Here is a 15,605-nt window from a genome sequence, read left to right as displayed (position 1 = left end):
AAGAAAGAGGCATCGCTTTTTTTTGGACAAAAAATGAATGACTGTTCATTCAAAATGTTTAGGGGGATATTTATGGGCAAACATATTCGTAAGGCGGCTGTCATTGGTTCAGGTGTCATGGGCTCAGGCATTGCTGCGCATCTAGCCAATATCGGGATACCAGTAACATTGCTAGATATTGTGCCAAACGAACTGACAAAGGAAGAAACGGCAAAAAAGCGAACGCTTGATCACCCTAGTGTTCGGAATAGATTAAGTCAAGAAGCGATGAAAAAATTGTTAAAGCAAAAGCCAGCACCTCTTACTTCAGCAAAAAACCTATCATACATCACACCGGGAAATCTCACAGATCACCTTTCCTTATTACATGATGCTGACTGGATCATTGAAGTCGTCACTGAAAAGCTCAGCATCAAACAACATGTATTCTCTCTCATCGACGAACACCGCAAAGAAGGCAGTATCGTATCAAGTAACACATCTGGAATTTCGGTTGAAAAAATGGCAGAAGGCCGATCAGAGGATTTTAAACGCCACTTTTTAGGTACACATTTTTTTAACCCAGCTCGTTATTTAAAGCTTTTAGAAATCATTCCTATTCAAGAAACAGATCCAGAAGTACTCCAATTTATGAAAACGTTTGGCGAGGATGTACTTGGTAAAGGCGTCGTTGAAGCGAAAGATACGCCGAATTTTATTGCCAATCGTATTGGTACTTATGGACTCCTTGTGACAGTGCGTGAAATGCTTGAAAACAAATACACCATCGGAGAGGTGGATTCGGTCACAGGACCCCTCATTGGAAGACCGAAAAGTGCGACTTTCCGTACACTTGATGTCGTAGGGCTCGACACGTTTTTCCATGTAGCCCGCAACGTATATGACCAAGTAGAAGGAAAAGAAAAAGATATTTTCCAGTTGCCTGAGTTTATTGAAAGAATGCTTGAAAAGGGATGGATTGGCAGCAAGGCAGGGCAAGGATTTTATCAAAAAAATGGAAAGACCATTTTAGAACTTGATCCTGTGACGCTCACATACGGAGAACGAACGAAGCTGCAAGATCCAGGCATTGAGATGGCGAAGCAGCAAAAGGGAACGAAAGCGAAATTGAAAGCGCTTATTTATCAAGATGGTCGTGCAGGACAATTGCTCTGGAACATGACGGCACCTGTGCTCCTTTACTCAGCTCAGTTAACAGGCGAAATTGCGGATGATATTCAGTCCATCGATAACGCAATGAAGTGGGGATTTGGCTGGCAGCACGGTCCATTTGAGCTCTGGGATGCAATTGGTGTGAAAAAAGCAGTCGAGCGTATGGAAGCAGAAGGTCACAGCATCCCGCAGTGGGTGCAAGACATGCTGTCAGAAGGACACGACACATTCTATCAAGAAAATGCTGATGGAGAGCGTGCATTTTATCACAATGGGGCTTACGAACAGGAAAAAGGAAACGACAAGAATATTTCCTTAGCGAAATTGAAAAAGAAGAACGGCGTGATTTTCAAAAATGCTGGTGCGAGCTTGATTGATATCGGTGATGATGTCGCCTTGCTCGAATTTCACTCCAAAAGCAATGCCATTGGACTAGATGTCATTGACATGATCAATCGCGCTGTCGATGAGGTGGAACAGAATTATAGAGGGCTTGTCATCGGAAACCAAGGGAAGAACTTCTGTGTTGGTGCCAACCTTGCTCTCATTTTAATGGAGGCTCAGGACGATAATTTCTTTGAAATTGACTTTGTGATCCGCCGCTTCCAGCAGGCAATGATGAAGGTGAAATATAGCGACCGTCCAGTCGTTGCTGCTCCGTTTGGTATGACACTTGGAGGCGGAACAGAGGTTTGTCTGCCGGCAGCAGCTATTCAGGCGTCGAGTGAAGCATACATGGGTCTTGTCGAAGCGGGAGTTGGACTGATTCCAGGCGGCGGTGGAAACAAAGAATTATACCTTCGCCATCTGCAAGGATCAGCGAAGCCATCGCAGACCGCTATACAAGACGCCACGATGAAAACATTTGAAACAATTGCAATGGCGAAAGTATCCACTTCGGCAGAGGAAGCGCGGGATATGAACATGCTGCGCGCGAGTGACCGAATCAGTATGAACGGTGATCACCTGATCTATGATGCGAAACAACTTGTGCTCTCTCTTGATGAAGCAGGTTATCGTGCGCCTCTCAAGCAAAAGGTACCCGTCATGGGAGAAACAGGCTATGCAGCGATGATATTGGCGGCTGAAAATATGAGATTATCTGGATACATTTCAGAGCATGACATGACCATTGTTAAAAAATTAGCTCATGTTATTTCCGGCGGAAAACTGCCATTTGGAACAGAGGTAGAGGAGCAATACTTATTAGAGCTTGAAAGGGAAGCCTTTTTAAGTCTTGTAGGAGAAGTGAAATCACAAGCACGCATGCAGCACATGCTCGTCAAAGGAAAACCTTTACGTAACTAAGGGGGAGTCAAAATGAGAGAAGCAGTCATTGTCGCTGGCGCGAGAACACCAGTAGGGAAGGCGAAAAAAGGATCGTTAAAACATGTTCGGCCTGATGATATGGGCGCATTGTGTGTAAAAGAAACATTAAAGCGTGCCGGTGATTACGACGGACAGATAGATGATTTGATCATCGGATGTGCAACACCAGAAGCAGAGCAGGGGTTAAATGTGGCTCGGAATATTGGGGCGTTAGCAGGACTTCCGTATACAGTCCCTGCCATCACCATCAACCGCTACTGCTCATCTGGTCTTCAGTCAATCGCTTATGCAGGTGAGCGGATTATGCTCGGTCAGGCAGAAACGATCTTAGCTGGAGGAGTCGAATCGATGTCACAGGTGCCGATGATGGGTCATTCCATTCGTCCGAATGCTCAATTGGCAGAACAAGCGCCTGAATACTATATGAGCATGGGGCACACGGCAGAGCAGGTGGCGCAAAAGTATCAGGTCACACGTCAAGATCAGGACGCCTTTGCGGTAAGAAGTCATCAAAAGGCAGCCAAAGCATTACAGGAAGGAAAATTTTCAGATGAAATTGTCTCCGTTGATGTAACAGAGCGGCGGGTAGGAGAGCAATATCAATTAGAAGAACATCAATTCACGTTCTCACAGGATGAAGGCGTAAGAGCAGGGACAACGGAGGAGATTCTTTCCAATTTGCGTCCGGCTTTTTCAACAAAGGGCACGGTAACCGCAGGAAACTCTTCACAAACAAGTGACGGCGCTGCGTGTGTGATGATGATGGATCGTGAGAAAGCATCCTCACTTTCCCTTCAGCCGCTCGCCAAGTTCCGGGCGTTTGCTGTTGGCGGTGTACCACCTGAAGTGATGGGAATTGGTCCAATTGAAGCCATTCCGCGTGCGCTGAAAATCGCTGGACTTGAGCTGAAGGATATCGGGCTGTTTGAATTAAACGAAGCGTTTGCCTCTCAGGCCATTCAAGTTATTCGTCATTTAGGGATTGATGAAGAGAAAGTGAATGTCAATGGCGGGGCAATCGCGCTAGGACATCCGCTCGGCTGTACAGGAACGAAACTGACACTGTCACTCATTCATGAAATGAAGCGGCGAAACGAGCAATTTGGCATCGTCACAATGTGTATCGGCGGGGGCATGGGAGCAGCAGGAATTTTTGAATTGATCTAAAGGGGGAAAACAGAATGAAAGCAATGGAAGAGGTAAAAAAGGGTGGAAGCTTCTTAATTGATGAGACGAATTATGAGCATATCTTTACACCAGAGGATTTCTCTGATGAGCATCAAATGATTGGAAAGACAACAGAGGATTATATTTTACAAGACGTTGTTCCATATATAGATCAAATTGAAAACCATGAATTTGAGCATTCCGTCAGGCTTCTCAAAAAGGCTGGAGAGCTTGGGCTGCTAGGAGCTGACGTGCCTGAAGAATTCGGCGGGCTCGGATTAGATAAAATCAGTTCAGCCATTATTACCGAGAAATTTTCCAGAGCAGGGAGCTTCTCGCTTTCATATGGCGCCCATGTCGGCATTGGGTCTCTGCCAATCGTGCTGTTTGGAAATCAAGCGCAAAAGGAAACATATCTTCCTGGACTCGCTTCTGGAGAAACAATTGCAGCGTACGCCCTCACTGAGCCAGGATCAGGCTCTGACGCCCTTGGAGCAAAGACAACTGCGGTCTTAAATGAAGCCGGAACTCATTATGTGCTGAATGGGGAAAAACAGTGGATCACAAACTCCGCATTTGCCGACGTCTTTGTCGTATATGCGAAAATTGATGGTGAACACTTCTCTGCTTTTATCGTAGAAAAGGATTTTCCAGGTGTCAAAACGGGACCTGAAGAGAAAAAGATGGGCATAAAAGGTTCATCGACAAGAACGTTAATTCTCGAAGATGCTCAAGTGCCGAAGGAGAATTTACTAGGTGAGGCTGGCAGAGGTCATGTCATTGCCTTTAACATTTTGAATATCGGACGCTACAAGCTGGCTGTCGGAACAGTTGGTGCGTCAAAACGTGTCATTCAATTATCGGCAGAATATGCAAACCAACGTAAGCAATTCCAAACGCCAATTTCTCGATTTAGCTTAATTGGTGAAAAAGTAGCCAACATGTCGGCAAAGCTCTATGCGATGGAAAGTGCTGTTTACCGCACAGTCGGATTATTTGAACAGCGCATGGGTCTATTAAGTGAAGAAGAGCAAAAGGATGGCAAACAAATTGCCCAGTCCATTGCAGAATATGCGATTGAATGCTCTCTTTGTAAAGTGCTTGGCTCTGAAACTTTAGACTATATAGCGGATGAGGGCGTGCAGATTCACGGCGGATATGGATTCATGCAAGAATACGAGGTCGAAAGAGCCTATCGTGACTCGCGGATTAACCGTATTTTTGAAGGGACTAACGAAATCAACCGTCTGCTTGTACCAGGCACATTCTTGAAGAAAGCGATGAAGGGAGAGCTTCCGCTGCTTCAAAAGGCGCAAACCTTACAGGAAGAGCTCATGATGATGATGCCGGAAGAGCCAGGTGATCAGCCGCTCGATCAAGAAAAATACTTGCTCGCCCATGCGAAAAAGATCGCCTTAATGGTATCTGGAATGGCGGCGATGAAGTATGGAAAAGCATTAGACAAAGAGCAAGAGATTCTTGTGAACATAGCGGATATCGTCAATGAAATTTTTGCTGCTGAATCGGCGATTCTGCGTACTGAAAAGGCAATCGCTGCATCAGGGCTAGATAAGAATACTCAAAAGCTTGCTTACACACAAATTTTCACGCAGGAAGCCTTCTTAAAAATTGAAGCTCATGCAAAAGAATCCTTGATCGCGATGGAAGAAGGAGATGCACTCCGCATGAGTCTGTCAGCTCTTCGCAAACTGACAAGATTCACCCCGATCAATGTCATCGCCAAAAAGCGCGAAGTGGCGAAACGAATCTTTGAAGCAGAGAAATATATCGTATAAGACGGCTGAAAAGGTGCGGGTATCACTCCGCACCTTTTTTAAGCATACATTTAGGTTTTTAAAATATTTTGTGATAAAATGTTCTCACTACTTGCAGGAGGTGAAAATAGTGGCTTTAGATTTTTATGAATACCCATCTTGCGGTACATGCCGAAAAGCAAAAAAATGGCTGGAAGAACACAATAAAGATATCAACAGCATACATATCGTCGAAGAGACGCCTGATAAAGAAACATTAAAAGCGCTTTACGAAAAAAGTGGCTTAGAGCTGAAGAAGTTCTTTAATACAAGCGGACAGAAATACCGAGAGCTACAGCTGAAAGATCAACTTCCTGCAATGTCAGAAGGCGAGCAGCTAGAATTACTCGCATCTAACGGAATGCTGATCAAGCGCCCGATTACAACAGACGGTAAACGAGTCACAGTTGGATTTAATGAAGATACATTTAAAAGCGTCTGGAAATGATGTAACTTTCATTCAGATTGTGGTATCTTCAATATAGATTGAAAGAAAAGACTGGAGGGGTATTGAATGAGCACACCAAAAGATTTACGTTATTCAGAAGAACATGAATGGGTCAAAGTAGAAGGAGATAAGGTGCGTATCGGTATTACGCATTTTGCTCAATCTGAGCTAGGCGATATCGTGTTCGTTGAGCTTCCTGAAGTAGGAGACAAAATTACAGCGGACGAGCCTTTCGGAAGTGTAGAATCTGTGAAAACAGTTTCTGAGCTTTACGCACCGATCAACGGTACAATCGTCGAAGTGAACGATGAGCTGGATGACAGCCCTGAATTCGTCAACGACTCTCCATACGAAAAAGCATGGATGATCGTGGTAGAGCCAGCTGATACATCTGAAATTGAGAACTTGATGACTGCTGAGCAATATGAAGAAATGACAAAAGAAGACTAATTCACGTGAAATTGGACACTCTACCTTTATGGGGGGTGTCCAATTTGTCTTTTCAAAAAGAACATGTGGATATAACAGATCATGTCACTGGACGATTCAAAGAAAGCGGCATGGTGCTGTATCATCAAAATGAAGAGATTGGCACGATGATTAGTGAAAACCAATATGAGTTAAAATCAGGTTATTCCTATGAGCAAAATCGTTTTTATCGTCTGACGGATACATTGACCCACGGAACAGAAAAATATGTAGACTGTGATGATGAAAATGGCTGGTGCTAATCACAGATGAGGCTGCAGTGAGCATAAGCTGCAGTCTTTTTAGTGCAAGCGCCCAATCTTTACAACCTGAATGAAAAATTGTAATCTAAGGGAGAAGTGAACAACGTCAAAAGGGCCGGGTGATCGTGATGAATGTAGAGGTAGAAAAGGTCATCATTGTAGAAGGTAAAACAGACAAACAAAAGCTAAAAGAAGTCATAAGTGAACCTGTTACCATCATTTGCACCAATGGCACGATCAGTACATCGAAGCTGGATCAGCTCGTAGACGAATTATTGGGGAAAGACGTTTACATATTAGCAGACAGTGACGATGCAGGCGACAAACTGCGGAAGCAATTTCGAAAAGAATTCCCTGAAGCATTTCATCTTTTTGTCGACAGAACGTACCGCGAAGTGGCCGCTTCACCGTCAGCCCACATTGCATCTATCCTATTAGCTGCAAACATTGATGTTCATTCGAAATATTTATGAGGGTGGACGTATATGAAAGAGATTGAAGAACACGAATTCAAGGAGATAAAGGACGATTTATTTCTTTTATACTTATATACACCGTTTTGCGGAACATGTCAGCTGGCAAAGAAAATGCTGGCTGTCGTAGACACCATGCAGCCGGATGTACCTTTTTATGAAAATAACTTAAACTACTCACCAGGCTTTGCGAAGGCTTTTGAGATCGAAAGCGTTCCTTGCTTTCTACTGTTTAAAAAAGGTGAGCTGGTGCAAAAAGGCTATGCCTTTCACTCCGTACCATATCTTCATGAAATGATTGAAACCGCTAAATAAAGCGGTTTTTTGTCATATTTCAAGCAATTCATCTGAAAATTTGTCGAGTTATTTATAAAGGACAAGCGAATGTTTGTAGAGAAATGTTATGTATAACCAAATGACAGGGAGGTTATACATGTGGAAAAAGTGAAAACCCATGGAAACACAGGGCAGCGATTATTGCTGAAACCGCTGCTCTCATCATCATCCTTGAAGATTACATTTGAGGCGGAAACTGACTCTTGTACATTGATTGTGGATGAGCGTGGTGAAGTGAAGAAACTACCTGCAATTGAGTTATCGGATCTCATCTTTTATGGTGAGAGAAAAGAAATACTTCAATTATTAGATGGAGATATGTCCTTACAGCAGTTAATTAGCAGGGGACAAGTGAAAGTAAAAGGGTCATTCCGTGCGCTCCTAAGACTAGAGGCGGTACTTTGGCTGACGAACGGTTTTTTTCGAAAAATGATAACTTAGTCGTTTACTTGGAAATTAGCGATTTACAGCGTTGACATATCTCGGGTAGCATGATATTCTACGTTAGTAAAAACATGAACATCACATAAAACAACATATTTTCTCTTATTAAGAGAGGTGGAGGGACGTGCCCTATGAAACCCGGCAACCGTCAGCATAGCTGAAATTGGTGCCAATTCACTCAAAGCCGCAATGCTTTGAAAGATGAGAGAAAGGCGTATTGAACATAAAAGGCCTTTCTGCTTGCATTGCAGTTAGGTCTTTTTTACTGACCTCACGTCAGGCACGAGGCATGGCAGCAGGAAGAATAAATAACGTATGTGATGGCAACCTATAGATTCAGCAAGAAAGCAGGTGAACAGACTGTGATCCATTTACAGAATGTATCAAAAACGTACCACTCAAAAAGCGGAAATGTTGATGCCGTGAAAGACGTCAACTTGGATATCGATAAAGGTGAAATATTCGGAATTATCGGGTATAGCGGTGCCGGAAAAAGCTCGCTTATTCGCCTATTAAACGGTCTGGAGCTGCCAACAGCAGGAATTGTTGAAGTGGCAGGCAACCGGATCAATGAAGTATCGAATGCGAAACTTCGGAAAGCAAGACAAGAAATCAGCATGATTTTCCAGCACTTTAACCTACTTTGGTCAAGAACAGTGAGACAAAATATTATGTTCCCGCTTGAGATCGCAGGTGTACCTACATCGAAACGGAGAGAGCGTGCGAATGAACTGATTAAATTAGTCGGTTTAGAAGGAAAAGAAAATGCGTATCCGTCTCAGCTTAGCGGCGGACAAAAGCAGCGTGTGGGGATTGCGAGAGCATTAGCAAATGATCCAAAGGTTCTTCTTTGTGACGAAGCGACGTCAGCGCTTGATCCGCAAACAACGGATTCTATCCTTGATCTTTTAGCGGATATCAATAAACGTTTAGGGCTGACAATTGTGCTCATCACACACGAAATGCATGTCATTCGCAAAATTTGTCATCGGGTGGCAGTGATGGAGAATGGACGCATAGTCGAAGAAGGCGAAGTATTACGCGTCTTCAGACAGCCGAAGGAAGAAATGACGAAACGATTTGTCCAGCAGCTGGCTGAACCAGAGGAAGCGAAAGAAACAATCGAGCACGTCTTAGAGCGAGTAAAAGAAGGTCAGGTCGTACGGTTGTCCTTTATCGGAGATTCTGCCGAGCAACCGCTGATCACTGAAATCATTCGATCCTTCAATGTCGATGTAAACATCCTTCAAGGAAAGATTTCTCAAACGCAGGAAGGCGCGTTTGGAACACTCTTTATCCATATAAATGGAGAAGAGACCGAGGTAGAAAAAGCCATCGCCTATATCCAAAGCAAACAGGTTGAAATTGAGGTGATGACACATGTTTGAGAAATGGTTTCCGAACGTTGATCTAGACGTCATCTGGAGTGCAACAGGTGAAACAGTGTATATGACACTCATTTCATTGGCATTTGCTTTTGCAATCGGGATTATCCTAGGACTCCTGCTCTTCCTTACAGGAAAAGGCGGTCTTTGGGAAAATAAACCGATCAATGCTGTCATCGGTGCAGTCGTCAACATTTTCAGATCGATTCCTTTTATCATTTTAATTATTCTTTTATTAGGGTTCACGAAATTCTTAATGCATACAATTCTAGGTCCAAATGCAGCACTCCCTGCCCTTGTCATTGGGTCAGCTCCATTCTATGCACGTCTTGTCGAAATTGCACTGCGTGAGGTAGACAAAGGAGTCATTGAAGCAGCACGGTCAATGGGAGCGAAAACGTCGACCATCATTTTCAAAGTATTGCTGCCAGAATCATTGCCAGCCCTCATTTCAGGTATTACCGTAACAGCGATTGCTTTAATTGGCTCAACTGCGATTGCGGGTGCAATTGGAGCAGGCGGACTTGGTGACCTTGCTTATGTGGAAGGATACCAATCTGGTAATACAGATGTTACACTTGTTGCCACTGTGTTTATTCTCATCATCGTCTTTATTATTCAAATAATCGGTGATTTGATTACAAATAAAATTGATAAACGTTAAGGGAGGATTTATTCATGAAGAAATTGATTTTAAGTGCACTATTTCTAGCATTTGCAGGCATCTTAGCTGCATGCGGTTCATCTAATAACGCAAGTGATAGCAAAACCATTACGGTTGCCGCTTCAAAAACACCCCATGCCGAGATTCTTGAAGAAGCAAAACCACTTCTAAAAGAAAAAGGCTACGATCTAAAAGTGAAAGTACTTAGTGATTATAAAATGTACAACAAAGCGTTAGCTGAAAAAGAAGTGGATGCGAACTTTTTCCAACATATCCCTTACTTAAATGAAGAAAATAAATCAAACAAAGATTACAACCTAGTTAGTGCTGGTGCGGTTCACCTTGAGCCTTTCGGTATCTACTCTAAGAAATACAAATCAGTAAAAGATATTCCAAACGGCGGCACGATCATCATGACAAACAACGTAGCTGAACAAGGCCGTATGCTTGCACTATTGCAAAATGCTGGTGTCATTAAGATTGATCCTAAAGTTGATACAATCAACGCAACAGTAAAGAACATCAAAGAAAACCCGAAGAACCTAAAGTTCAAAAAAATCGCTCCTGAACTAACAGCGAAAGCTTATGAAAACAGTGAAGGCGATGCTGTGTTTATTAACGTCAACTATGCGATTCAAAATAAATTGAATCCGAAAAAAGATTCAATTGAACTTGAGCAAACAAAGAACAACCCATATGCAAACATCGTGGCGGTTCGCAAAGGTGAAGAAAAATCAGATAAGATCAAGACATTAATGGAAGTTCTTCACTCTGATAAAATCAAAGAATTCATCGACAAAAAATATGACGGTGCTGTACTACCGGTATCTGAATAACAATGTGTTAACCTCGCTTTCATCAAAGCGAGGTTTTTTTGTGTATTTTTTCAAATCTCGCTCATAATAAAAATGTACAAATGACTTGAAGGGATGGAATGAAGATGAATGAACAGCATATGAGCGGATCCATGCAACAATCACTGACTGATTATAAAACGGCAATGGGTGAATTTCAGAAGAAAATGCCGGTGTTTGGGAAGAAATTCAATGAATTCACGGAGCAGTGCTTTCAGAGCGATTCATTAACGCAAAAGGAAAAACAAATGATTGCCCTTGGCATCAGTATTCATGCACAGGATGAATACTGCATGATTTATCATACAAAGGGAGCGCTCGACCAAGGCGCGACAGAAGAGAATTTGCTAGAGGTCGTCAGTGTGGCGGCAGCGTTCGGCGGCGGTGCTGCACTAAGTCAAGGCATCACAGTTGTTCAGCAATGTATTGACGAATTTGGAGGACAGACGCATTAAGGGAAGGATAAGATGGCATTTATCCATATCAGGGAGTTGAGTCCTTCTCAGCCGATTGTGTGAGAAAATATGCCAGCATAGCGTGTCATATCCCTTTTGAGTGAAGCCACATGTCTTTGATACAATGAAGCTACACTCAAAGAAGGGAATGGTTTATTATTTGTTCGGACCATAGTACACTGGGATTGGATTATACCGCCGAGATGGAAAAGGCCATGCATAAGGCTCATGGCATGAGCTATGCAGAGTACGAAAGAGACCATGACTTACGGATGAAAGTGGAATATAAACGAGAGCAGTCCTATCGAGATGAGAAAAGACAGCTCGCAAAAATGAATATACGAGGCTATTAAATAGCTAAGGGGCGGGGAGAACAGATTCCCGTCCTTTCTTTATGAAAACAGTCTTTTCGACATAAATCCTTTTATCTACCGGCTTTTTTTGTTAGAATTTTGAGAGCATCCTCTCACGCATATCGTGAATGTGTTGTATTCAGTTTTAATTTGTTATAAAATTAGAATGAGAATAAATTGAGAATAATGATTATTTTGGAGGTATCGATATATGACTGCTTCGACATTAACAATTAAGGACTTGCACGTTGAGATTGAAGGGAAAGAAATCTTAAAGGGTGTAAACCTCGAGATAAAAGGTGGAGAATTCCACGCAGTAATGGGACCAAACGGTACAGGTAAATCAACTTTATCTGCTGCCATTATGGGTCACCCTAAATATGAAGTAACAAAAGGTAGCATTTTGCTTGATGGCGAAGATGTACTTGAAATGGAAGTAGATGAGCGCGCTCAAGCAGGTCTTTTCCTTGCGATGCAATACCCATCTGAAATTAGTGGTGTGACAAATGCGGACTTCCTTCGTTCTGCTATTAACGCTCGCAGAGAAGAAGGCGATGAAATCTCTCTAATGAAATTCATCCGCAAAATGGACGAAAACATGGAGTTCCTTGAAATGGACCCAGACATGGCGCAGCGCTACCTAAACGAAGGTTTCTCAGGCGGAGAGAAAAAACGCAATGAAATTCTTCAATTAATGATGATTGAACCTAAAATTGCGATCCTTGATGAAATCGATTCTGGTCTTGATATCGATGCGTTGAAAGTGGTTTCTAAAGGAATTAACAGAATGCGCGGCGAAAGCTTCGGCTGCCTAATGATCACTCACTATCAGCGTCTACTGAACTACATCACACCAGATCACGTTCATGTCATGATGCAAGGACGTATCGTGAAATCTGGCGGACCAGAGCTTGCACAACGTCTAGAAGCAGAAGGCTATGACTGGATTAAAAAAGAGTTAGGAATTGAAGACGAAACTGTTGGTCAAGAAGCGTAAGCGTTAGGAGGATTATTGATGACATTAGAAACGAAATTATCAGTAGATCAAGATTATGTCAAAAGCTTCTCCGAGAAGCATCAGGAACCGGCATGGATGAGTTCCCTTCGCTTACAGGCTCTTGAAAAAGCAGAAGACCTTCCAATGCCAAAGCCTGACAAAACGAATATTTCTAAATGGAATTTAACCAATTTCAAACAGCATACAGTCGAAAGTGCGCCATTTGGATCATTAGAAGAGCTTCCTGAAGAAGTGAAATCTCTCATTGATTTAGAGGACACGGATAAGACAGTCTACATTCAGCGTGATCAAACGCCAGCATACTTGTCTCTTTCAACGGAAGCGAAAGACAAAGGCGTGATCTTCACTGATCTTCATACAGCGCTTCGCGAACATGGTGATCTAGTGAAGAAATACTTCATGACGGATGCAGTGAAAGTAGATGAGCATAAACTAACAGCTTTACATGCTGCTTTAGTCAATGGCGGAGCTTTCCTCTATGTACCAAAAAATGTAGAACTTGAAGCGCCAATTCAAGCCGTCTACCTGCATGAAAATGACGACACGACTTTGTTCAACCATGTCATCGTCGTAGCAGACGATCATAGTGCAGTGACATATGTAGAAAACTACATTAGTACAGCAAAACCTGAAGAAGCAATCTTCAATATCGTGTCCGAAGTGTTCACGGGAGCTAATGCCCGCGTCACATACGGCGCAGTAGATAACCTTTCAGAAGGTGTCACAGTCTATGTGAACAGACGCGGTATGGCAAATGGCCGTGACAGTAAAATCGAATGGGCGCTTGGCCTTATGAATGATGGAGACGTCGTGTCTGAAAACATCACAAAGCTTATGGGCGACGGGACATTCGGTGATACAAAATCAGTTGTTGTCGGCCGCGGGAATCAAACGGAAAACTTTACAACAAGCATCATCCACTTCGGTAAAAACTCTGAAGGGTATATCTTGAAGCATGGTGTGATGAAGGATCAAGCATCCTCTATCTTTAACGGAATTGGTAAAATCGAGCATGGCGCAACGAAGTCAAATGCCGAGCAGGAATCACGTGTTCTCATGCTGAGTGAAAAAGCACGCGGTGATGCAAACCCAATTCTATTAATTGATGAAGATGATGTAACAGCAGGGCATGCTGCTTCTGTTGGACGTGTCGATCCAATTCAACTCTATTACCTCATGAGCCGCGGGATTTCCAAAGAAGATGCAGAAAGACTTGTGATTTATGGCTTCTTAAATCCAGTCGTCAAAGAACTGCCGATTGAAGGAGTTAAAAAGCAGCTCGTTTCTGTGATTGAAAGGAAAGTAAAATAATGAATATCAAAGACGTTCGTGAGCAATTTCCAATCCTTCATCAGCAAGTGAACGGACATGATTTGGTGTATTTGGACAGTGCAGCGACTTCTCAAAAACCAAGAGTGGTCATTGATGCAATGAATGAGTATTACCGGTCTTACAACTCGAACGTCCACCGGGGTGTTCATACCCTTGGCACAAAAGCAACGGACGCATACGAGGGTGCGAGAGAGAAAGTTCGTGCATTCATCCGTGCTTCATCTGTCCAAGAAATTATTTTTACTAGAGGTACAACAACTGCACTAAACACAGTGGCGATCAGCTATGCTAGAGCAAACCTCAAAGAAGGCGATGAGATTGTCATTACGCACATGGAGCACCATGCAAATATCATCCCTTGGCAGCAAGCAGCAAAAGCAACTGGCGCCACATTGAAATATATTCCGTTACAGGAAGACGGCACGCTATCGCTGGAAGATGTGAAGCAAACAATCACACATCAAACGAAAATCGTCGCTGTCACACATGTTTCAAACGTATTAGGAACCATCAACCCGATTAAAAAAATCGCCAAAATAGCCCATGATCATGGGGCAATCATTGTCGTCGATGGTGCACAAAGCACGCCGCATATGCAAATTGATGTTCAGGATCTAGATTGTGACTTTTTCGCATTCTCCGGGCATAAAATGTGTGGACCGACTGGCATCGGTGTGCTTTACGGGAAGAAGGACCTTTTGAATAATATGGAGCCTGCTGAGTTTGGCGGTGAAATGATCGACTTTGTGGATCTGTATGATTCTACTTGGAAAGAGCTCCCGTGGAAATTTGAAGCGGGAACACCGATTATTGCCGGAGCAGTTGGACTAGGAAAAGCGATTGATTTCTTAAATGACATTGGTATGGAGGAAGTCAGCCGTTACGAGCATCAGCTTGCCACTTATGCGCTTGAGCGCTTCAAGGAGCTTGAAGGTGCGACTGTTTATGGACCGCAGCACCGAGCTGGGCTTGTGACGTTTAATTTAGATGACGTCCATCCGCATGATGCGTCGACTGTTCTGGATACGGAAGGTGTCGCCATTCGTGCTGGACATCACTGTGCACAGCCGCTCATGAAATGGCTTGGTGTATCAGCGACTGCAAGAGCAAGCTTCTATCTGTACAATACAGAAGAAGAGATTGACAAACTCATTGCAGCGCTCCGTAAGACAAAGGAGTATTTTACGAATGTCTTTTAATGTAAACTTAGACACACTGTATAGACAAGTGATTATGGATCATTATAAAAATCCGAGAAACAAAGGTGTGTTAAACGACAGCATTGTCGTCGATATGAACAACCCAACGTGTGGTGACCGCATTCGTCTCACGATGAAAATCGAAGACGAAAAAGTCATGGATGCGAAATTTGAAGGAGAAGGATGCTCCATTTCGATGGCATCTGCCTCTATGATGACGCAGGCGATTAAAGGGAAAGATATTGAAACAGCTTTGAAAATGTCTCAGATTTTCTCCGATATGATGCTAGGAAAAGAATACGACGATTCCATTGATCTTGGTGACATTGAGGCGCTGCAGGGAGTGGCAAAATTCCCTGCCCGCATCAAATGTGCAACATTATCTTGGAAGGCGCTTGAAAAAGGCGCATCTGCCGAAGATAACGGCAAATCATAAGATTGGAGTGAAAAT

18 protein-coding genes and 1 riboswitch are annotated in these 15,605 nt (G+C 43.1%); all 18 genes read left to right on the top strand.

Annotated elements, in window-relative coordinates; all coding sequences use genetic code 11:
• Positions 1–72 precede the first annotated feature (72 nt).
• The 18 genes from NSS78_RS15265 (at position 73) to sufU (ending at position 15,590) form a co-directional block, all read left to right on the top strand.
• A complete protein-coding gene (locus NSS78_RS15265; protein WP_327839844.1) occupies positions 73–2,460 on the top strand; it encodes a 3-hydroxyacyl-CoA dehydrogenase NAD-binding domain-containing protein in 2,388 nt (795 codons plus the stop codon).
• Between the two features lie 12 nt (positions 2,461–2,472).
• A complete protein-coding gene (locus NSS78_RS15260) occupies positions 2,473–3,648 on the top strand; it encodes an acetyl-CoA C-acetyltransferase (protein ID WP_050944090.1) in 1,176 nt (391 codons plus the stop codon).
• Between the two features lie 14 nt (positions 3,649–3,662).
• The gene (locus tag NSS78_RS15255; RefSeq protein WP_003213312.1) at positions 3,663–5,444 is read left to right on the top strand and encodes an acyl-CoA dehydrogenase family protein; all 1,782 of its coding nucleotides are present in this window, start codon (positions 3,663–3,665) and stop codon (positions 5,442–5,444) included.
• Between the two features lie 109 nt (positions 5,445–5,553).
• Entirely contained in the window at positions 5,554–5,910 is a 357-nt protein-coding gene (locus tag NSS78_RS15250) for an arsenate reductase family protein (RefSeq protein ID WP_003213086.1), read from the top strand.
• 66 nt (positions 5,911–5,976) lie between these two features.
• A complete protein-coding gene (gene gcvH / locus NSS78_RS15245; RefSeq protein WP_003213614.1) occupies positions 5,977–6,360 on the top strand; it encodes a glycine cleavage system protein GcvH in 384 nt (127 codons plus the stop codon).
• Positions 6,361–6,404: 44 nt separating this feature from the next.
• Positions 6,405–6,641 (top strand): YusG family protein, encoded by a 237-nt coding sequence (locus NSS78_RS15240; protein WP_003212882.1) that lies wholly within the window; start codon positions 6,405–6,407, stop codon positions 6,639–6,641.
• Between the two features lie 128 nt (positions 6,642–6,769).
• On the top strand, positions 6,770–7,114 hold the full coding sequence (locus NSS78_RS15235; protein ID WP_003213068.1) for a toprim domain-containing protein: 345 nt from the start codon (positions 6,770–6,772) through the stop codon (positions 7,112–7,114).
• A 12-nt stretch (positions 7,115–7,126) separates the two neighbouring features.
• Positions 7,127–7,429 (top strand): thioredoxin family protein, encoded by a 303-nt coding sequence (locus NSS78_RS15230; protein ID WP_003213095.1) that lies wholly within the window; start codon positions 7,127–7,129, stop codon positions 7,427–7,429.
• A gap of 120 nt (positions 7,430–7,549) precedes the next feature.
• A complete protein-coding gene (locus NSS78_RS15225; RefSeq protein WP_003212918.1) occupies positions 7,550–7,891 on the top strand; it encodes an SCP2 sterol-binding domain-containing protein in 342 nt (113 codons plus the stop codon).
• Between the two features lie 102 nt (positions 7,892–7,993).
• Positions 7,994–8,102, top strand: a riboswitch (SAM riboswitch).
• Positions 8,103–8,256: 154 nt separating this feature from the next.
• A complete protein-coding gene (locus tag NSS78_RS15220) occupies positions 8,257–9,282 on the top strand; it encodes a methionine ABC transporter ATP-binding protein (RefSeq protein ID WP_212045520.1) in 1,026 nt (341 codons plus the stop codon).
• Positions 9,275–9,943, top strand: a complete 669-nt coding sequence (locus tag NSS78_RS15215; RefSeq protein ID WP_024423401.1) for a methionine ABC transporter permease — start codon at positions 9,275–9,277, stop codon at positions 9,941–9,943. The genes NSS78_RS15220 and NSS78_RS15215 overlap by 8 nt, the downstream gene beginning before the upstream one ends.
• 14 nt (positions 9,944–9,957) lie before the next feature.
• Entirely contained in the window at positions 9,958–10,779 is an 822-nt protein-coding gene (metQ, locus tag NSS78_RS15210; RefSeq protein WP_003212678.1) for a methionine ABC transporter substrate-binding lipoprotein MetQ, read from the top strand.
• Between the two features lie 104 nt (positions 10,780–10,883).
• Positions 10,884–11,252 (top strand): carboxymuconolactone decarboxylase family protein, encoded by a 369-nt coding sequence (locus tag NSS78_RS15205; RefSeq protein WP_003212803.1) that lies wholly within the window; start codon positions 10,884–10,886, stop codon positions 11,250–11,252.
• A gap of 215 nt (positions 11,253–11,467) precedes the next feature.
• Positions 11,468–11,605 (top strand): hypothetical protein, encoded by a 138-nt coding sequence (locus NSS78_RS15200; RefSeq protein ID WP_162839378.1) that lies wholly within the window; start codon positions 11,468–11,470, stop codon positions 11,603–11,605.
• A gap of 211 nt (positions 11,606–11,816) precedes the next feature.
• On the top strand, positions 11,817–12,602 hold the full coding sequence (gene sufC, locus NSS78_RS15195) for a Fe-S cluster assembly ATPase SufC (RefSeq protein WP_003213654.1): 786 nt from the start codon (positions 11,817–11,819) through the stop codon (positions 12,600–12,602).
• 18 nt (positions 12,603–12,620) lie between these two features.
• Positions 12,621–13,934: a Fe-S cluster assembly protein SufD gene (sufD, locus tag NSS78_RS15190; protein WP_050944088.1), complete on the top strand. Its 1,314-nt coding sequence runs from the start codon at positions 12,621–12,623 to the stop codon at positions 13,932–13,934.
• Positions 13,934–15,154 (top strand): cysteine desulfurase, encoded by a 1,221-nt coding sequence (locus NSS78_RS15185; protein WP_212045519.1) that lies wholly within the window; start codon positions 13,934–13,936, stop codon positions 15,152–15,154. The genes sufD and NSS78_RS15185 overlap by 1 nt, the downstream gene beginning before the upstream one ends.
• A complete protein-coding gene (sufU, locus tag NSS78_RS15180; protein ID WP_003212941.1) occupies positions 15,144–15,590 on the top strand; it encodes a Fe-S cluster assembly sulfur transfer protein SufU in 447 nt (148 codons plus the stop codon). The genes NSS78_RS15185 and sufU overlap by 11 nt, the downstream gene beginning before the upstream one ends.
• The last annotated feature ends 15 nt before the right edge of the window (positions 15,591–15,605 follow it).

Origin of the sequence: Bacillus sp. FSL W8-0920 (genome assembly GCF_038593215.1) — a bacterium.
GTDB classification, from domain to species: domain Bacteria; phylum Bacillota; class Bacilli; order Bacillales; family Bacillaceae; genus Bacillus; species Bacillus pumilus.
Note: the sequence above shows the minus strand (reverse complement) of the source record. Positions and strands in the feature narration are given on the sequence as shown.

Bases quoted from the DNA above. Each gene is read 5' to 3' on its own strand.
- NSS78_RS15265 (WP_327839844.1), top strand. From the start codon at position 73: ATGGGCAAACATATTCGTAAGGCGGCTGTCATTGGTTCAGGTGTCATG.
- NSS78_RS15260 (WP_050944090.1), top strand. From the start codon at position 2,473: ATGAGAGAAGCAGTCATTGTCGCTGGCGCGAGAACACCAGTAGGGAAG.
- NSS78_RS15255 (WP_003213312.1), top strand. From the start codon at position 3,663: ATGAAAGCAATGGAAGAGGTAAAAAAGGGTGGAAGCTTCTTAATTGAT.
- gcvH (WP_003213614.1), top strand. From the start codon at position 5,977: ATGAGCACACCAAAAGATTTACGTTATTCAGAAGAACATGAATGGGTC.
- NSS78_RS15235 (WP_003213068.1), top strand. From the start codon at position 6,770: ATGAATGTAGAGGTAGAAAAGGTCATCATTGTAGAAGGTAAAACAGAC.
- NSS78_RS15230 (WP_003213095.1), top strand. From the start codon at position 7,127: ATGAAAGAGATTGAAGAACACGAATTCAAGGAGATAAAGGACGATTTA.
- NSS78_RS15215 (WP_024423401.1), top strand. From the start codon at position 9,275: ATGTTTGAGAAATGGTTTCCGAACGTTGATCTAGACGTCATCTGGAGT.
- metQ (WP_003212678.1), top strand. From the start codon at position 9,958: ATGAAGAAATTGATTTTAAGTGCACTATTTCTAGCATTTGCAGGCATC.
- NSS78_RS15205 (WP_003212803.1), top strand. From the start codon at position 10,884: ATGAATGAACAGCATATGAGCGGATCCATGCAACAATCACTGACTGAT.
- NSS78_RS15200 (WP_162839378.1), top strand. From the start codon at position 11,468: ATGCATAAGGCTCATGGCATGAGCTATGCAGAGTACGAAAGAGACCAT.
- sufC (WP_003213654.1), top strand. From the start codon at position 11,817: ATGACTGCTTCGACATTAACAATTAAGGACTTGCACGTTGAGATTGAA.
- sufD (WP_050944088.1), top strand. From the start codon at position 12,621: ATGACATTAGAAACGAAATTATCAGTAGATCAAGATTATGTCAAAAGC.
- NSS78_RS15185 (WP_212045519.1), top strand. From the start codon at position 13,934: ATGAATATCAAAGACGTTCGTGAGCAATTTCCAATCCTTCATCAGCAA.
- sufU (WP_003212941.1), top strand. From the start codon at position 15,144: ATGTCTTTTAATGTAAACTTAGACACACTGTATAGACAAGTGATTATG.